General features: G+C 68.5%; 18 protein-coding genes. 5 read left to right on the forward strand and 13 right to left on the reverse strand.

Going from position 1 to position 15,776, the window contains the following annotated elements:
• Window positions 1-123: 123 nt before the first annotated feature.
• The 5 genes from BCL67_RS00785 to fabF all read left to right on the forward strand — a co-directional run bounded on the left by BCL67_RS00785 (window position 124) and on the right by fabF (window position 5,144).
• Window positions 124-1,299, forward strand: coding sequence for a PucR family transcriptional regulator (locus BCL67_RS00785; RefSeq protein WP_106121572.1), 1,176 nt, complete (start codon window positions 124-126; stop codon window positions 1,297-1,299).
• A gap of 91 nt (window positions 1,300-1,390) precedes the next feature.
• Window positions 1,391-2,314, forward strand: a complete 924-nt coding sequence (locus BCL67_RS00790; protein ID WP_106121573.1) for an ACP S-malonyltransferase — start codon at window positions 1,391-1,393, stop codon at window positions 2,312-2,314.
• A gap of 142 nt (window positions 2,315-2,456) precedes the next feature.
• A complete protein-coding gene (locus tag BCL67_RS00795; protein WP_106121712.1) occupies window positions 2,457-3,461 on the forward strand; it encodes a beta-ketoacyl-ACP synthase III in 1,005 nt (334 codons plus the stop codon).
• Window positions 3,462-3,544: 83 nt separating this feature from the next.
• The gene (locus BCL67_RS00800; RefSeq protein WP_106121574.1) at window positions 3,545-3,790 is read left to right on the forward strand and encodes an acyl carrier protein; all 246 of its coding nucleotides are present in this window, start codon (window positions 3,545-3,547) and stop codon (window positions 3,788-3,790) included.
• A 94-nt stretch (window positions 3,791-3,884) separates the two neighbouring features.
• Window positions 3,885-5,144 carry a beta-ketoacyl-ACP synthase II gene (gene fabF / locus BCL67_RS00805; protein ID WP_106121575.1) on the forward strand — a complete coding sequence of 420 codons (1,260 nt, stop codon included), beginning with the start codon at window positions 3,885-3,887 and terminating at the stop codon, window positions 5,142-5,144.
• A 255-nt stretch (window positions 5,145-5,399) separates the two neighbouring features.
• Here the strand turns inward: fabF and BCL67_RS00810 are convergent, their stop codons facing one another.
• From BCL67_RS00810 to rpsP, 13 genes are all read right to left on the reverse strand, one after another.
• A complete protein-coding gene (locus BCL67_RS00810; protein WP_106121576.1) occupies window positions 5,400-5,906 on the reverse strand; it encodes a DUF3145 domain-containing protein in 507 nt (168 codons plus the stop codon).
• A gap of 147 nt (window positions 5,907-6,053) precedes the next feature.
• Window positions 6,054-7,013: a tyrosine recombinase XerC gene (locus BCL67_RS00815; protein WP_106121577.1), complete on the reverse strand. Its 960-nt coding sequence runs from the start codon at window positions 7,011-7,013 to the stop codon at window positions 6,054-6,056.
• Between the two features lie 48 nt (window positions 7,014-7,061).
• Window positions 7,062-8,471: a DNA-processing protein DprA gene (locus tag BCL67_RS00820; RefSeq protein ID WP_106121578.1), complete on the reverse strand. Its 1,410-nt coding sequence runs from the start codon at window positions 8,469-8,471 to the stop codon at window positions 7,062-7,064.
• 14 nt (window positions 8,472-8,485) lie between these two features.
• Entirely contained in the window at window positions 8,486-10,117 is a 1,632-nt protein-coding gene (locus tag BCL67_RS00825) for a YifB family Mg chelatase-like AAA ATPase (RefSeq protein ID WP_106121579.1), read from the reverse strand.
• Window positions 10,117-10,497, reverse strand: coding sequence for a YraN family protein (locus BCL67_RS00830; protein WP_106121580.1), 381 nt, complete (start codon window positions 10,495-10,497; stop codon window positions 10,117-10,119). Before BCL67_RS00830 ends, BCL67_RS00825 begins: the two co-directional genes overlap by 1 nt.
• Window positions 10,498-10,775: 278 nt before the next feature.
• Window positions 10,776-11,444 carry a ribonuclease HII gene (locus BCL67_RS00835; RefSeq protein ID WP_106121581.1) on the reverse strand — a complete coding sequence of 223 codons (669 nt, stop codon included), beginning with the start codon at window positions 11,442-11,444 and terminating at the stop codon, window positions 10,776-10,778.
• Window positions 11,445-11,472: 28 nt separating this feature from the next.
• Entirely contained in the window at window positions 11,473-12,228 is a 756-nt protein-coding gene (gene lepB, locus BCL67_RS00840; protein WP_258174649.1) for a signal peptidase I, read from the reverse strand.
• Window positions 12,194-12,814, reverse strand: a complete 621-nt coding sequence (gene lepB / locus BCL67_RS00845) for a signal peptidase I (RefSeq protein ID WP_258174651.1) — start codon at window positions 12,812-12,814, stop codon at window positions 12,194-12,196. Before lepB (BCL67_RS00845) ends, lepB (BCL67_RS00840) begins: the two co-directional genes overlap by 35 nt.
• Before the next feature lie 158 nt (window positions 12,815-12,972).
• Window positions 12,973-13,368, reverse strand: a complete 396-nt coding sequence (gene rplS / locus BCL67_RS00850) for a 50S ribosomal protein L19 (protein ID WP_106121584.1) — start codon at window positions 13,366-13,368, stop codon at window positions 12,973-12,975.
• Between the two features lie 206 nt (window positions 13,369-13,574).
• Entirely contained in the window at window positions 13,575-14,309 is a 735-nt protein-coding gene (gene trmD, locus BCL67_RS00855) for a tRNA (guanosine(37)-N1)-methyltransferase TrmD (protein WP_106121585.1), read from the reverse strand.
• A gap of 14 nt (window positions 14,310-14,323) precedes the next feature.
• Complete coding sequence (gene rimM, locus BCL67_RS00860; RefSeq protein ID WP_106121586.1) at window positions 14,324-14,908, reverse strand: ribosome maturation factor RimM; 585 nt, start codon at window positions 14,906-14,908, stop codon at window positions 14,324-14,326.
• 19 nt (window positions 14,909-14,927) lie between these two features.
• Window positions 14,928-15,170, reverse strand: a complete 243-nt coding sequence (locus tag BCL67_RS00865; protein ID WP_036476533.1) for an RNA-binding protein — start codon at window positions 15,168-15,170, stop codon at window positions 14,928-14,930.
• A 17-nt stretch (window positions 15,171-15,187) separates the two neighbouring features.
• A complete protein-coding gene (rpsP, locus tag BCL67_RS00870; RefSeq protein ID WP_106121587.1) occupies window positions 15,188-15,595 on the reverse strand; it encodes a 30S ribosomal protein S16 in 408 nt (135 codons plus the stop codon).
• Between the last annotated feature and the right edge of the window lie 181 nt (window positions 15,596-15,776).

Genomic DNA, 15,776 nt, shown 5'->3' on the forward strand with positions numbered 1-15,776 from the left:
GCATCAGCTCCGGGCCCCCGCTGGGTCTGAATCCACGCTGCACACCAGGGACTTTCCCGTCGGCGAGGTTTGTAGGGATCACACAACTGGCGGGGGAACCCCACACGCTCTAGGCTCCAGAGCATGACTGCATCTGCTCCGACGACGCCCGGGCCCGTACCGGTCTCCTGGGAGGCCCTGGAGGTGCTCCGCTCCGACGCGGGCAACCTCACCCACGAGGTCAACTGCCACCTGGAGGAGACCCTCACCTGGTACCGCCACCTGAGCACCGATGAACGGGCGTCGCTGCGGCTGATCGCCCAGCGCGGCATCGGAGGCCTGATCACCTGGTTAGAGAACCCGACCTCGCGCTCGCTCCCGCTGGTCAACGAGCTGCTCGGCAACGCCCCCACGGATCTGATGCGCACCATCTCGCTGCAGCGTGCGCTGCAGCTCATCCGCAGCATCGTCGAGGCGGTGGAGCAGCGGCTGCCAGGGCTGGTGCCGGCGCAGGACCAGCAGCTGATGCTGGAAGCCGTGCTGCGCTACTCCCGTGAGGTCGCCTTCGCGATCGCCGACGTCTACGCCCGCGCCGCAGAGTCCCGCGGCGCCTGGGACTCCCGCCTGGAGGCGCTGCTGGTGGATGCGGTGCTGCGCGGGGAGCCCGCCGAACAGATCGCCTCCCGCGCCGCAGCCGTCGGGTGGCGCAGCCACGAGGGAGTGGTCGTCGTCGTCGGAGAGGCGCCGGAACAGGCCGACGCCGTGTTCATGTCCCAGCTGCGACGCCAGTGCATCCGCTTCTCCGCCGACGCGGTGGTCGGCGTCCACGGGGACCGGCTGATCCTGCTGCTGGGCCGGGTCAGCGAGCTCGCCGAGGGGCTCGAACGGATCCTCCCCCGCTTCGGACCAGGCCAGGTGGTCTTCTCCAGCTTCGAAGGATCGATCAGCCAGTCCCACGGCAGCGCACAGTCGGCCTTCACCGGATTCACCGCCGCCGGCGCCTGGACCACCGCCCCCCGCCCGGTGGCCGCCGCGGACCTGCTTCCGGAACGCGCCCTCTGCGGGGACGAGACCGCAAAGTCGGTGCTGCGCGAGAGCATCTTCGAGGTGCTCAGCGCAGCGGGCAACGGGCTGCTCGACACCGTGACCGCCTATCTCGAGGCCGGACATTCGCTGGAGGCCACGGCACGGGAACTCTTCGTCCACACCAACACCGTGCGCTACCGGCTGCGCCGGGTCACCGACATCACCGGCTGGGACCCCGTGGTCCCGCGCGACGCCTACGTGCTGCAGACCGCGCTGGCCGTCGGACGGCTGTGAACCCGCGTTGTAGGGTACCTACAAAGGCCACGGTGGAGCTTGGTGAGCCCATACCCCGTGAAAACCACCCGCAATATGGGAAGTTGGAGTTGTGCTTGCCATAGTTTGCCCCGGACAGGGGTCCCAGACCCAAGGCTTCCTCGCGGAATGGATCAGCGACGAGGCCTCCCGCGCCACTCTCGATACCTATTCCCGGCACTCAGGGACCGACCTGATCACCCACGGAACGGTCTCTGACACCGAGACGATCCGGGACACCGCCGTCGCCCAGCCGCTCATCGTGGCGGCATCGCTGCTCAGCGCATCCGCTCTGGACCTCTCGAGCCTCGATCCCGCTCGGGTGCTCTACGCCGGCCACTCCGTGGGCGAGGTCCCCGCCGCCGTGCTGGCCGGAGTGCTCACCAGTGCGCAGGCGCTGGAGTTCATCAAGGTCCGCGCAACCTCCATGGCCGCCGCGGCGGCCGCCGTGCCCACCTCCATGGCCGCCGTCGTCGGCGGCGTCGAGGAGGAGGTCCGCCAAGCGATCGCCGACGCCGGACTGACCCCCGCCAACGCCAACGGCCCAGGACAGATCGTCGCCGCCGGAGAGCCCGACAAGCTTGCGACCCTGGAAGCCAATCCGCCCGCACGGGCCCGGGTGATCCCGCTGACCGTGGCCGGCGCGTTCCACACCGAGTTCATGGCCTCGGCCCAACAGGCGCTCGGCGCGGCCGCGGCCAGCTTCGAGGTGACGGATCCACGCCATCGGCTGATCTCCAACCGCGACGGCGACTATGTCGCTGACGGGGCCGAAGTGCTGCAGCGCCTGGTGGACCAGGTGACCCGTCCGGTCCGCTGGGACCTGTGCATGGAGACCATGGCGCAGGCCGGGGTCACCGGGGTCCTGGAGCTGCTGCCCGGAGGCACACTGACCGGTCTGGCCAAGCGCGGGCTCAAGGGTGTGAAGTCTCTGGCCGTCAAGACTCCCGCAGACATCGCCGCCGCCCAGGAATTCATCGCCGAGCATGCAGGTTGAGCCGAGGGGCCCGCTGTGAAGGCCCCAGACACCTTCTGCGCAGGCGAGACCGCCGCGCAGCTATCCCCAATGATCCACAAAGGACGTGCCTGACGTGACTGTCGCATTGAATCAGCCCACCGCCGTGGCGGGCACCCGCGTCATGGGACTGGGCGCCTACCGTCCTGAGCTCGTGATCGACAACGAGCAGATCTGCCAGTGGATCGATTCCTCCGACGAGTGGATCCAGCAGCGCACCGGCATCAAGACCCGCCATCGTGCGCCGCGCGACGTCTCTGTGGTCGACATGGCCGAAGGGGCCGCCCGCGAGGCGCTGGAGCACGCAGGGATCTCCGGTGATCAGCTCGGGGGAGTCATCGTCGCGACCGTCACCCACCCGTTCGCCACACCTTCGGCAGCCGCCGATCTGGCGCACCGCCTGGGCGCCACCCCCGCCGCGGCCTTCGACATCTCCGCGGCCTGCGCCGGCTACTGCTACGGCATCGGCCAGGCCGATGCCATGGTCCGCTCCGGGCTGTCCCCCTACGTCTTGGTGGTCGGGGTGGAGAAGCTCTCCGACTTCATCGACAACCATGAGCGCACCATCTCCTTCCTCCTCGGCGACGGCGCCGGGGCCGCGATCATCGGCCCCTCCGAGGTTCCCGGCATCTCCCCGTCGATCCTCGGCTCCAACGGCGAGAAGTGGGAGGCCGTGGCCATGGACAGCACGCTGCTGAACTTCCGTGACGCACTGGCCCGCGCCCGCGAGACCCAGGACGCCACCGAGCTGCTCGACGCGGAGAACCGCTACTGGCCCACGCTGCGCCAGGACGGCCCCACCGTCTTCCGCTGGGCCGTCTGGGAGATGGCGAAGGTCGCCCAGCAGGCGCTGGACGCCGCAGGAGTCACCGCCGATGACCTCGTGGCTTTCGTCCCGCACCAGGCGAACATGCGCATCATCGACGAGATGGTCAAACAGTTGAAGCTTCCTGAGCACGTCAAGGTCGGGCGAGACATCGCAGACGCGGGCAACACCTCCGCCGCCTCGATCCCGCTGGCCATGCATCGCCTGCTCAAGGAGAACCCAGAACTCTCCGGCGGTCTCGCTCTGCAGATCGGCTTCGGAGCCGGACTGGTCTACGGCACGCAGGTCATCCGGCTGCCGTAGCCCCGGGCCCGGGACTGCGACGCAGGTCCGGGACAGATTCACCACGAACCCCAAGATCCACCCACAGAAAAGGAGTCGCCGATATGGCTGACAAGAACGAGATCCTCGCAGGCCTGGCAGAGATCGTGAACGAAGAGACCGGCCTCGAGGTCGAAGAGGTCCAAACGGACAAGTCCTTCACCGAGGACCTGGACATCGACTCGATCTCGATGATGACCATCGTGGTCAACGCCGAAGAGAAGTTCGACGTGAAGATCCCCGACGAGGAGGTCAAGAACCTCGCCACCGTCGGCGACGCCGTCGACTTCATCGCCAACGCACAGGGCTGATTCAGCCCCGCATCGGACGGGAGGGCTCCGGCGCACCGCCGAGCCCTCCCTTCCACTCCCCCACCTGCTGTCCCACTTTCATTGAGGTAGATCCATGACACGTCGTCTTGTCATCACTGGTCTCGGCGCCACCACCCCCATCGGCGGCGACGTGCAGACGCTCTGGACCAACGCACTGGCCGGCACGCCAGGGGCCAAGACCCTCGAGCACGACTGGGTCGAGAAGTACCAGCTGCCCGTCACCTTCGCGGCCGAGGTCGCCATCGAACCGGCCGAGGTGCTTGCGCGACCCGAGACGCGCCGGATGGACCGCTCCACCCAGCTGGGCATGGTTGCGGCCCGGCAGGCCTGGGACGACGCCGGACTCAGCCGCCCCGGCGACGAGGGCTATGACCTGGACCCCGAGCGTGTCGCGGTCTCCTTCGCCACCGGCATCGGCGGCGTGTGGACGCTGATCGACAGCTGGGACACCCTGCGCGAGCGCGGCCCGCGCCGCGTGATGCCGATGACCGTGCCGATGCTGATGCCCAACGGCGCCGCCGGGGCGATCAGCCTCGACCTGGGCGCCCAGGGCGGGGCGCGCACCGCGGTCTCCGCCTGCGCCTCCGGCGTCGAGGCCCTGGACGTGGCCCTGGAGATGCTGCGCAAGGGCGACGCCGACGTCGTCCTCGCCGGCGGCACCGAGGCGGCCATCCACCCCCTGCCCATGGCGGCGTTCGCCTCCCTGCAGGCCCTCTCGAAGCGCAACGACGACCCCGCCTCGGCGTCCCGGCCCTATGACCTGGACCGCGACGGCTTCGTCATGGGCGAGGGCGCGGGCGCGCTGGTGGTCGAGACCGAGGAGCACGCCAAGGCTCGTGGCGCGACGATCTACGCGGAGCTCGCCGGATCGGCGATCACCTCCGACGCCCACCACATCACGGCACCGGATCCGGAGGCACTGGGCGCCTCCCGCGCACTGCGCCGCGCGCTGGAATCGGCCGGCGCTGAGCTCAGCGACGTGACCCACGTCAACGCCCACGCCACCTCCACCCCGGTCGGGGACAAGCCCGAGTATGCGGCGCTGAAGTCGGTGTTCGGGGATCACCTCGAGAACGTGTGCATCTCCGCCACCAAGTCCCAGACCGGACACCTGCTCGGTGCCGCGGGTGCCGTGGAGTCGGTGCTGACCGTCAAGGCGCTGCATGAGCGCCGGGCCCCGGTCACCATCAACCTGGACAATCAGGATCCGGAGATGCCGCTCGACGTGGTGACCGGATCCCCGCGCGACCTCGGAGACAAGCAGCAGGTGGCGCTGTGCAACTCCTTCGGCTTCGGCGGGCACAACGCCGTGGCGGCCTTCCGCACGTACTGAGCGTCCCTGCCCGGGCACGCCCCGGCTGCGAGCACAGAAAAAGACCCCCGGTCAGGATCCTGAAGGATCCCGGCCGGGGGTCTTTGCTGCTTCACGGAGAAGCTGCCGCGCTGGGAAGCGATGGCCCGCTGGAAGCGGGCTCTGTGCGGCAAGTCTTGTTGTGCGGCTGTGGGCGGTGGCGGCCCAGCTTCTGGCGGGGGCCGAGCTGCTGGCTGATGCCGGGCGGTGGAGGACGCTCGGCCGGTCAGCCTCGGCTCAGCTGACCACCTGGTGAAGCCAATGGACGGGGGCGCCCTCTGCTGCGTGGCGGAAGGATTCAAGCTCCTCGTCCCAGGCCTCACCCAGCGCGAGGGAGAGCTCCTGGTAGACCACCGAGGGGTCGCCGGCGCCCATCTCATAGGCGTAGCGGATCCGGTCCTCGGACACCACGATGTTGCCGTGGACGTCAGTGGTGGCGTGGAAGATGCCAAGCTCGGGCGTGTGCGACCAGCGCCCGCCGTCGCAGCCGGGCGAGGGGTCCTCGGTCACCTCGAAACGCAGATGACTCACGGCGCGCAGCGCTGAGGCCAGGGTCGCGCCCAGACCGGCTGGACCCTCCCAGGAGAGCTCCGCCCGGAAGTCTCCGGGCGCGGCGGGCTGAGGGTGCCATGTGAAATCCACGCGGGCGTCGACTGCCGAGGACACTGCCCATTCGACATGCGGGCAGAGCGCGGCAGGCGCCGAATGGATGTGAAGCACACCTCGGGCCATATTTTGCGACATATCCATCCTCCACTGTGCTGTTGGTACGTCTTCCCCTACGACCAGACAGCAGCCAGGTGGCTGATGGTTGTGATGCTCTGCCAAGGTTAACACCTCGTGCGCCGAGCAACACTACTGATGTTAACAGATCCAGGTCAGATCGCCTTGTCAGGCACGAGGATGAGCCTGCCCATAGGCGTCGCGAAGCGAGTCGATGGTGACATGGGTATAGAGCTGGGTGGTGCTCAAGGAGGCGTGGCCCAGCAGCTCCTGGACCGTGCGCAGATCCGCACCGCCCTCCAGCAGATGGGTCGCGGCCGTGTGTCGCAGCGCGTGAGGCCCGCGCGCTGCGGTGGTTCCGAGCCGGGAGAGTCCCTCGTCGACGACGCGGCGGACTGTGCGCACATCGATCCGACCTCCGCGGCGACCCAGGAAGCAGGCACTTCCCGAGGCGGGTGCAGCCAGCACGGGGCGTCCCTCTGCGAGCCAGCGGCTCAGCGCTGTCTCTGCCGGCACGCCGTAGGGAACGATTCGCTCCTTGTTGCCCTTGCCGAGCAGCCGCACCATCCGGCGGCCCGTCTCGAAGGAGGACAGGTCCAGTCCGCTCAACTCGGAGACGCGCATGCCGGTGGCGTAGAGCAGCTCCACCATCGCGGCGTCGCGCAGGCTCATCGCCTGCGCCGCCGGATCGGGTTCGGCCGCATGGGCGGCCTCCTGCGCGGCCGAGGCCAAGTGGCTGGTGAGCTGTTCCACGTGCTGGTGCTGCAGCACATCCGGGAGGTGGTTGCTGCGCCGGGCGGTCCGCAGCCGGGCGGATGGGTCCTCGGGCAGGTGGCCGCGGCGATGCGCCCAGGCGGTGAAGGCCCGCACGGAGGCGGTCTTCCGGTTCAGGGTGTTCCGGGAGAGTCCTGCTTCGTGCAGCTCCCCCAGCCAGCTGCGGATGCCGGCCAGGCTGATCTGCTCCAGCGGGCCGCGGCGTTTGGCGAGCTGAACCAGATCGCCGCGGTACGCGCGGATCGTCTGGGCGGAGAGGCCGCGCTCGTGGCGGAGATGATCGATGAACGCCGTGATCAGCTCGGGTTCCGCTGACGCAGCGGGGTCTGCTGATCGATCCTGTCCGGGGGCCATGGCGAAAGTCTACGGCCGCGGTGGCCCGCTCGTGGCTCTGTAGGGATCTCATGCGCGTCCCCAGTGTCCGTTGACGTCTCGGGCGTGGCCGGAGCGCTGAAGTCGAGTGAGCTCGGCGAGGACCTTGGGCAGCGGGAGGCCCGAGACCGCTGAGAGCTTGCCGGGGGCGCTCAAGCCGCGTCGGGGAAGGGCATCGAAGAGCAGTCGCTGCGCCTCATCGAGTCCGTCCTGAGGGTGCTCCCGCTCTGCCGGCAGAGTGAGATCGGATGAGGCTGCGTCTCGGGACATACCCGCAGAGACCGCGGGAAGCGAAAGGCCGTTCGATGACGAGCCGCCGGGTCTGTGCTCCTCGGAGGTCCCTCCCGGCGGGCTGCCGGTGACCAGACTCAAGACGTCGGTCGCGTCACGCACCAGCTGGGCCGGGGTCTCACGCAGCAGCCGGTGACAGCCGGCCGAGGACGCCGAGAAGACGCTTCCCGGGACCACGCCGACCTCCCTGCCCAGTGTGAGCGCATGATGAGCCGTGGACTGCGCCCCGCTGCGCCAGCGCGCCTCGGTGACCACTGTGACCATGCCCAGAGCCGCGATGAGGCGGTTCCGCTGCAGGAACCGATGCCGCGTAGGCGCCGACCCGGGTGCCATCTCACTGAGCAGCACACCGTTCGACGCCACGTCGCGGAGCAGACTCTCGTTGCCGGCCGGGTAGAACCGATCCAGTCCCCCGGCCATGACGGCGAGCGTGGGCGCGGCATGGGCGATCTCCGCGGAGGACGCCGGTGTGGGAGCGGCTGATGCCGGCCCCGGCACCGGGCGCGGGTCGCATTCCAGGCCTGCGCGCAGGGCCGCTCGGTGTGCTGCTGCGTCGACGCCATAGGCGCCGCCGGAGACCACGCAGAGTCCGGCGCGCACCAGATCTTCGGTGATCTCCGCCGTGATTCGAATGCCGTAGTCGGTGATCTCCCTGGATCCGACGATGGCCACGGTCCGGTGCGGCCCGGGGATCCGTGCCAGCGACACCCGCCCGGATTCCCCCGCGGCCCCGCGGAACCACAGCGCCACGGGCGCCAGCGGTCCGAGATCCTGGAGCGACTGCGGCCAGGCAGAATCCTCGGGTGTCAGCACGCCCCCGCCGAGTCTGCTCATCGCCGCGATGTCTGCCGCGCCGTGGAGCTGCCCACAGCGAGTGCGCCAGCGAGCGAGCCCGACCCGAAGATCGCGCTGTCGCGGTCCCAGTCCCGCTGACTCCGCGGTCTCGGCGAGGCTCTGCTGCTCCGAGGCGGAGGGAGCCTGCTCCGAGGTGATCAATGCGTGCAGATGGGCTGGGCCGAAGCACTCCAGCGCGAGCCCGGCCAGCAGGTCGCCCGGTTCGATCAGTCGCGACAGGTCAGCGCGGATGATCCGTTGCCGGTGCGGCACGGGTGCGCAGATCGACGGTGCCTGGGGTAGATCTGATGTCATCGGTCCTCCTGAATTCAGTGGATCTGCGACCTCTGCCGCAGCTGCAGGGCGGCATCGACCTCGTCGACGCCGGGCCGGTCTTGGTCCATGAGGTCAGCGATGGTCCAGGCCAGCCTGAGCACACGCAGGTAGCCGCGCAGCGAGATCGAGGCACGATCCAGTGCGGCGTCGATGTCTCGGGTGGCCCCGGCAGGCAGCCTCAGCTCCCCGGTCAGCAGCTGCAGCGGAGCCTGCGCATTGGTCCTCAGTCCCCACGTCTGCAGGCGCTGGGCCTGTGTCGCGCGGGCGGCGAGGACCCGGGCACGGACCGCCGCGGAGCTCTCCCCCGGCGGCCCGAGGGCCGCAGCGGCTGAGCGGGGCCGGTCCACCTGGATCTGCAGGTCGATGCGGTCAAGCAGCGGTCCAGAGAGCCTCGCCATGTAGTTGCGCCGCTGGGCCACCGAACAGCGACAGCGAGTCCCGGAGCCGACGTTGAGGCCACAGGGACACGGATTCGCCGCCAGGACGAGCTGGAATCGGGCGGGGTAGGTCACGCTGCCGGCCGAGCGGTGCAGCGAGATCCTTCCGGTCTCCAGCGGCTGACGCAGGGCATCCAGCGCGTGACGCGGAAACTCTGGAGCCTCGTCGAGGAAGAGCACTCCCCGGTGCGCACGAGTGACGGCGCCGGGCCGTGCGATCCGGGACCCGCCCCCGACGATCGCCGCCATCGAGGCGCTGTGGTGCGGCGCCTGGAACGGAGGCGTCCGGCGCAGCCTGGTCACGGTGCGCGGATCTGCCGAGATCGACTCGATCGCGGTGGCCTCCATCGCGGCCTGGTCATCCAGCGGTGGCAGGATCCCGGACATGCGCTCGGCGAGCATGGTCTTGCCCGCTCCCGGAGCGCCGATGAGCAGAAGATGATGGCCACCGGCCGCCGCGAGCTCCAGCGCGAACCGGGCTTCCTCCTGGCCGCGCACCTCAGCGAGGTCTGGGCCGGCGACGTGTGGGGTGAAGTCCCCGGCGTCCTGTGTCTGGGGCGTGCCGGTCCGGTCCTGTGCACTACACGATCGGTCAGTGAGGTCCTGTGCAGAGCCCGGTTCGGATCGGCCTGCCGACCAGTGCTCGACCCCGGGCGAATCACGCGCCAACGGTTCCAGCGCTGCAGCGGCGAAGGACGTCACGACCTGTCCCACATGCGATGCGGCGAGAACCTCCATACCCGGCACCAGGGCGGCCTCCTGGGCATTCTCTCGGGCGACCACCACGGTCTGCGCGCCGGCTGCCTGGGCGGCGGCCACCGAGGGCAGGACGCCGCGGACCGGGCGGAGTCGGCCGTCCAGACCCAGCTCCGCGAGGAACACGACCTCAGCGGTGCCGCGGACCTTTCCATCGGCCGCCCAGGCGCTCATCAGGATCGCGAGGTCCAGCACCGAGCCGGACTTCGGCAGCGACGCCGGGAGCAGATTGACGGTGAGCCTCCGGGCAGGGAGATCGAATCCGGTGTTCTTGGCGGCGGAACGGATGCGGTCCTGGCTCTCGCGCAGGGAGGCGTCGGGGAGGCCCAGCAGGATGAACGCGGGCAGAGCCCGGCCGATGTCGGCCTCCACGTCGATCAGATGCCCATCCATGCCGAAGAGGACCACCCCACGGGCTCGACCCATGCTCATCAGCCGACATCCTTCAGATGTTCCAGGCCGCGGATCAGATGCTCCGCAGAGTGGGCCGCGGAGGAACCGCTCAGCACCACGGCGACCACGTCCACCCGGCGCTGGTCGTGCATCCGGTGCTCGGCGGCGCAGTACTCGAGCAGCAGTCGATGCAGCCGGGCGAGCTTGGGTCCCGTGATCGCCTCGAACGGGTGGCCGTAGCCGGTGCCCCGACGGGTCTTGACCTCCACCGCCACCAGCTGGGCGCCGTCCCTGGTGATCAGATCCAGCTCACCGCGCGCTCCGCGCCAGCGGCGTTCCAGGACCTGATGCCCCTGCCGGGACAGATACTCGGCCGCGATCTCTTCTCCGACGATGCCCGTGACGTCCTTGGCTCGCATCTGCGCTCCTCTCGTGGAAGCACCAGCATCGGGCACGTTGCGAGGTCGCAACCGGGAGTCCGGTGTGCTGTGGAGAACCAGCGTGGAGAGGAACGGCGGAACTCAGCTGAGGCAAACTGGTCCAGGTGACCCGCCCACGCCTGGACCCGGCACTCGGGACCGCATCAGGCGCCCGAAGTGGCATCAGACGGCGAGCACGGAATCAGGCGCCCGACATCGTGTCAGGCGCCCGTCGCTGGGTCAGACGTCGGAAGTTGGTTCAGGCGATGGAAGCTGGTTCAGACGCCCAGGTTCCAGCTGAGCCGGTGCTGGGCGGTGACTCCGAGCTCCAGCAGGGCGCTGCGGTGGCCCTGGGAGCCGTAGCCGCGGTTGGAGTCCCAGCCGTACCCGGGGTGCTCTGCGGCGAGCTCCTCCATCAGCCGGTCCCGCTCCAGCTTCGCGAGCACCGAGGCGCAGGCGACCGTGAGCGCCTTGATGTCGGCCTTGACCATGGTCTGCACGCGGGGTGAGGCCCCGTGGGTCAGCCAGTCGTAGGACCCGTCCAGGATCACGGCGTCCAAGGGCCGCCCGAGCTGCACCTCCACCGCGTTGAGCCCAGCCAGTCCTGCAGCGCGCAGCGCCCCGTTGATCCCCAGGGAGTCGATCTCCCGAGGGGCCCGGTGTTGGACGCTGAAGGCGGCGGCATGTTCGCAGATGTGCGGGTGCCAACGCTGTCGCGCCTTGGCGCTGAGCAGCTTGGAGTCCCGCACGCCGTCGAGCTGGGAGCAGACTCCGCTGGCCTTCGGCGTCTGGGCGAACACCGGGGCGGCGAGGTCGAAGACCACCACTCCGATGCTGACCGGACCGGCCAGGGCACCCCGGCCGACCTCGTCGATGCCGGCGATGTAGCGGACGTTGCGCTGCGCGGCGATGGCCAGCTCGGGCAGCAGCGTGGCGTTCTCAGGCATCAGCGCGTGACTGCGGCGGAACGGGTGCTCACGGCGCAGGGACCGATTCGAACGGGTCGCGCTCGGTCCCGCCGTCGCCGAAGTGCTCGAGCGGCCAGATCACAGCGCTGGATCGACCGATGACGTCGTCCAGCGGGACGGCTCCCATATCGGGCTCATCCACGTGGGACCGTGAGTCGGCGGAGTTCCCGCGGTGATCGCCAAGCAGCCAGACGTTGTCCTCCGGCACGGTCACCGCGAACTCGCCCTCGCTGGGGACGTCGCCGGGGAAGATGTAGGGCTCATCGATGGGTTCGCCGTTGACCAGGATCCGTCCCTGGTCATCGCAGCACTCGACCTCATCTCCGCCGACGCCGACGACTCGCTTGACCACGTAGTGCGAGGAGGTGTCGGGCATCAGTCCGAAGAAGATCATCGCGTCCTGGAAGGTGTTCGTCTCGATCTGGGTGCCGGCGCCCCACCACTGACGGGTGTCTTCGAAGACGACGACGTCGCCGCGCTCCACCTCCATGACCTCCGGCGCCAGCAGATTCACGATGATCCGGTCATCGACCTGCAGCGTGGGCTCCATGGACTCCGAGGGGATGTAGAAGGCGCGGAACAGGAAGGTCTTGACCACGAAGGAGATGACCAGCGCGAACACCAGGACGGTGGCGATCTCAATCAGGAAGGCCGCCACCGGGTGTCGGGCCTCTCGGGCCTGGCGACGTCGCTCGCGTCGGCTCTGGGGCTGCGGCGCCGGAGGCGTGTCACTGCTGCTGATGATCGGCCTCCGGGAGCTCACGTCGTTCATTCCAGGGCCAGAACACGCCGGTGACGCGACCCAGGATGCGGTCTTCGCTGATCATACCCCCGCCGGGGGCACCCAGCAGCGCCCGAGAATCCAGGGAACGGTCGCGGTTGTCGCCCATGACCCAGAGCCGACCGGTCGGCACCTCAGCCTCGAAGCTCAGCTCCGAGGCGGGCGTCTCCGCGGTGACCTCGCGGCCCAGATATGACTCTTCCACGGGTTCACCGTTGACGGTGAGCTGCCCGGAGTCTGTGCAGCAGGCCACGACGTCGCCGCCGGTGCCGAGCACCCGTTTGACATAGGTCGCAGGCGGTGTGGCCAGGCCGAACCAGTGCCCGACCCGCGCGCCGAGCTGCTCCAAGGTCGAGCTGCCGCCCTCATAGGGGGTGAAGGAGCCTTCGCCGTCGAACACGATCACGTCCCCGCGCTGGACGCCTGATCCTCGGGGGTAGTCCTTCTCGACCACGATGCGCTCGGCGTCGGCCAGGGTCGGCGCCATGGAGACCTGGGAGACCGTGTAGACATCGACCACGAACAGTCGCAGTCCGGTGGCGACGAGCACCGCGATGACGGCGGTCACGAGCACCGCCACCCAGGGACGGAAGCCGCGGTGATGAGAAGAGTCCTTCAGACGCCGAGAACCCCGCGCCGTCGAGTCAGACTCGGACGGCTCGGGGTTCTCTGCGCTATTCATAAGACGTACAGGTTCTCAGCGGTGCGCCGAGGCTGATCCGCAGATCAGGCCTCGGTGACCTCTTCGACCTTCTCGCCCTGCTGGCGAGCAATGGTGGACTCACGCTTTTCCTTGATGCGTGCAGCCTTGCCATGGCGATCGCGCATGTAGTACAGCTTGGCGCGACGGACGTCACCGCGAGCGAGGACCTCGATCTTCTCGGTCACCGGGGAGTGCACCGGGAAGGTGCGCTCCACGCCGACGCCGAAGGAGACCTTGCGGACCGTGAAGGTCTCACCGACGCCGTGGCCCTGGCGACCCAGGACGTAGCCCTTGAAGACCTGAACACGGGTGTTCTTGCCCTCGACGATGTTCACGTGCACGCTGACGGTGTCGCCGGGGCCGAACTCCGGGATGTCGGTGCGCAGGCTGGCTGAATCGATGAAATCAAGCTTATGCATATGCTTCTCCTTGGACGACTGCCACAGGTCATTCATCCGGGTTGCGACCTCTTCGGATCGACGCGCAAGGCGCCGATCACGCCGGAATCCGGCGCAGGTCAAAGCGTGGAGATCCGGATCGGGAGGACTTCCCTCTCCGGCGGCCTGTCTGTTGACGGTCATCCCCTATGGCAGATGAAGCCGCCCAGCAGGCACGGTGGTCAATTCTATGCCAGATTCTGTTCCTGTGCGACCACGTGTCTGGCCCACAGATCGGGGCGCAGCTTCCGGGTGCGCAGGTCCTGCTGCTGCGCGCGCCAGGCAGCGATCTTGGCGTGATCGCCGGAGAGCAGGATCTCCGGCACGTCGAGGCCGCGCCAGCGTGCGGGCTTGGTGTACACGGGGTACTCCAGGAGGCCGTGGGCGTGGGACTCCTCCGCGAGCGACTCCGGGTTGCCCAGCACGCCGGGGATCAGCCGGGTGATCGCTTCGACCATGACGACGACGGCGGACTCGCCGCCGTTGAGCACGTAGTCCCCGATGGACATGGGGCGCACCTGGAAGTGCTCCGGCGCCCAGTCCATCAGTCGCTGATCGATCCCCTCGAAGCGTCCCGGCGCGAAGACCAGGTGCTCTGCCTGGGCGAGCTGCTGGGCGGTCCGCTGGGTGAGCACCTCCCCCGCGGGGGTGGGAATGATCAGGATCGGTGGTTCCGCCGCCGTCGGGGTCTCGCGCTGGGTGAGCACATGCTCCAGCGCCAGCGCCCACGGCTCGGGCTTCATGACCATGCCGGCGCCGCCGCCGGTGGGGGTGTCATCGACGCTGCGGTGCTTGTCGAAGCTGAAGTCGCGCAGCTGGTGCCGATGCACGGTGAGCAGCTCGTCGCGCTGGGCCTTCCCGATCAGGGATAGGTCGAGGACGTCGAAGAATTCGGGGAAGATCGAGATGAGGTCGATCCGCATGGCGCGCCTCCGCCTCAGAAGAGGCCGGGCGGCGGGGTCAGCACGATGCGCTGGTTCTCCACATCCACCTCGGGCACGATCTCTTCGACGAAGGGCACCATCACGTCCTCGCCGCTGGTCGCGGTGACCACGAGCAGATCCTGCGCGCTGCCGGTGATGAGCTCCTTCAGCGTGCCCAGGGGCTCACCTGCGGAGTCCACACAGGCGAAGCCGGCGAGCTCGTGGCTGTACCAGCCGTCGTCGTCGGAGTCTTCCTCCATCGGAACCTCGACGTAGAGCGTGGAGCCGCGCAGCGCCTCTGCGCTGTCGCGGTCGTTGATCTCGCGGAAGCTCAGCAGCGCGACGCTCTTGTTCCAGCGCTGCCGGGTGACGGTGAGCAGCGTGGTGATCCGATCCACCGTCTGGTCTCCGGCGATGCGGATGATCACCGATCCGGGAGCCAGTCGCTCCTCCGGCTCATCGGTGAAGAGTTGGGCAGTGACCTCGCCACGGATGCCGTGGGGCTTGCCGATGCGAGCGACCCGCAGGCGCTCTGCCGAATCTGGCAGTGCCTGCGGGTCGGTCTCATGTGCTTCCTGGCCTTGGGCGCCAGCAGTCATGGTGCAGTCCTCAGATCCGTCAGCGGCTGCGGTCGGTATCGACCACGTCCACGCGGACATCGCCCCCACCAGGGAGGGCGGAGACCACAGTGCGCAGTGCCTTGGCGGTGCGCCCGGCCCGGCCGATCACTCGACCGAGATCATCCGGATGAACTCGCACCTGAAGCACGTCGTAGCGACGCCCGCCCTTACGGCGGACATCGACGTCATCGGGTGCGTCCACGATTCCGCGGACCAGGTGTTCGAGCGCGTCACTCAGCACTGCATCAGCTCCCATGATTACTCTGCGTTCTCCTGCGAAGCAGACTCAGCTGCATCGTCGGCAGGAGCCGGAGCCTTGGTCTTCTTCTCCTGGATGACTGAACCCTTGTTAGGAGCGACGAACTCCTCCTTCGGGGCCTTGATCCGCAGAGTACCCTCGGAGCCTTCAAGGCCCTTGAACTTCTGCCAGTCACCGGTGACCTTCAGCAGTGCATTGACCTGCTCGGTGGGCTGTGCGCCCACGGAGAGCCAGTACTGAGCGCGCTCGGAATCGATCTCGATCAGCGAGGGCTCCTGCGTCGGGTCGTACTTGCCGATCTGCTCGATGGCGGCGCCATCCCGCTTGGTGCGGGAGTCGGCGACGACGACGCGGTAGAACGGTGCACGGATCTTGCCCATGCGCTTCAGACGAATTTTAACTGCCACTTGAGTGGTCCACTCCTGTTTCTTGTTTCAGGGGCGCGGTCAGGCATCTGATTGCGTGGGGACGTGCTGCACAATCGATGCGACCACTTCAGAACATTGTCCCTACGGCGGGTTTAGAGGGTGCCCTCCGTCGAACAAAGTACCTGCCTATTGTGCCAGAGATCGGCCGAACACGCGATCT

The organism is Nesterenkonia sandarakina (assembly GCF_003003175.1).
In the GTDB taxonomy this organism is placed as follows: domain Bacteria; phylum Actinomycetota; class Actinomycetes; order Actinomycetales; family Micrococcaceae; genus Nesterenkonia; species Nesterenkonia sandarakina_A.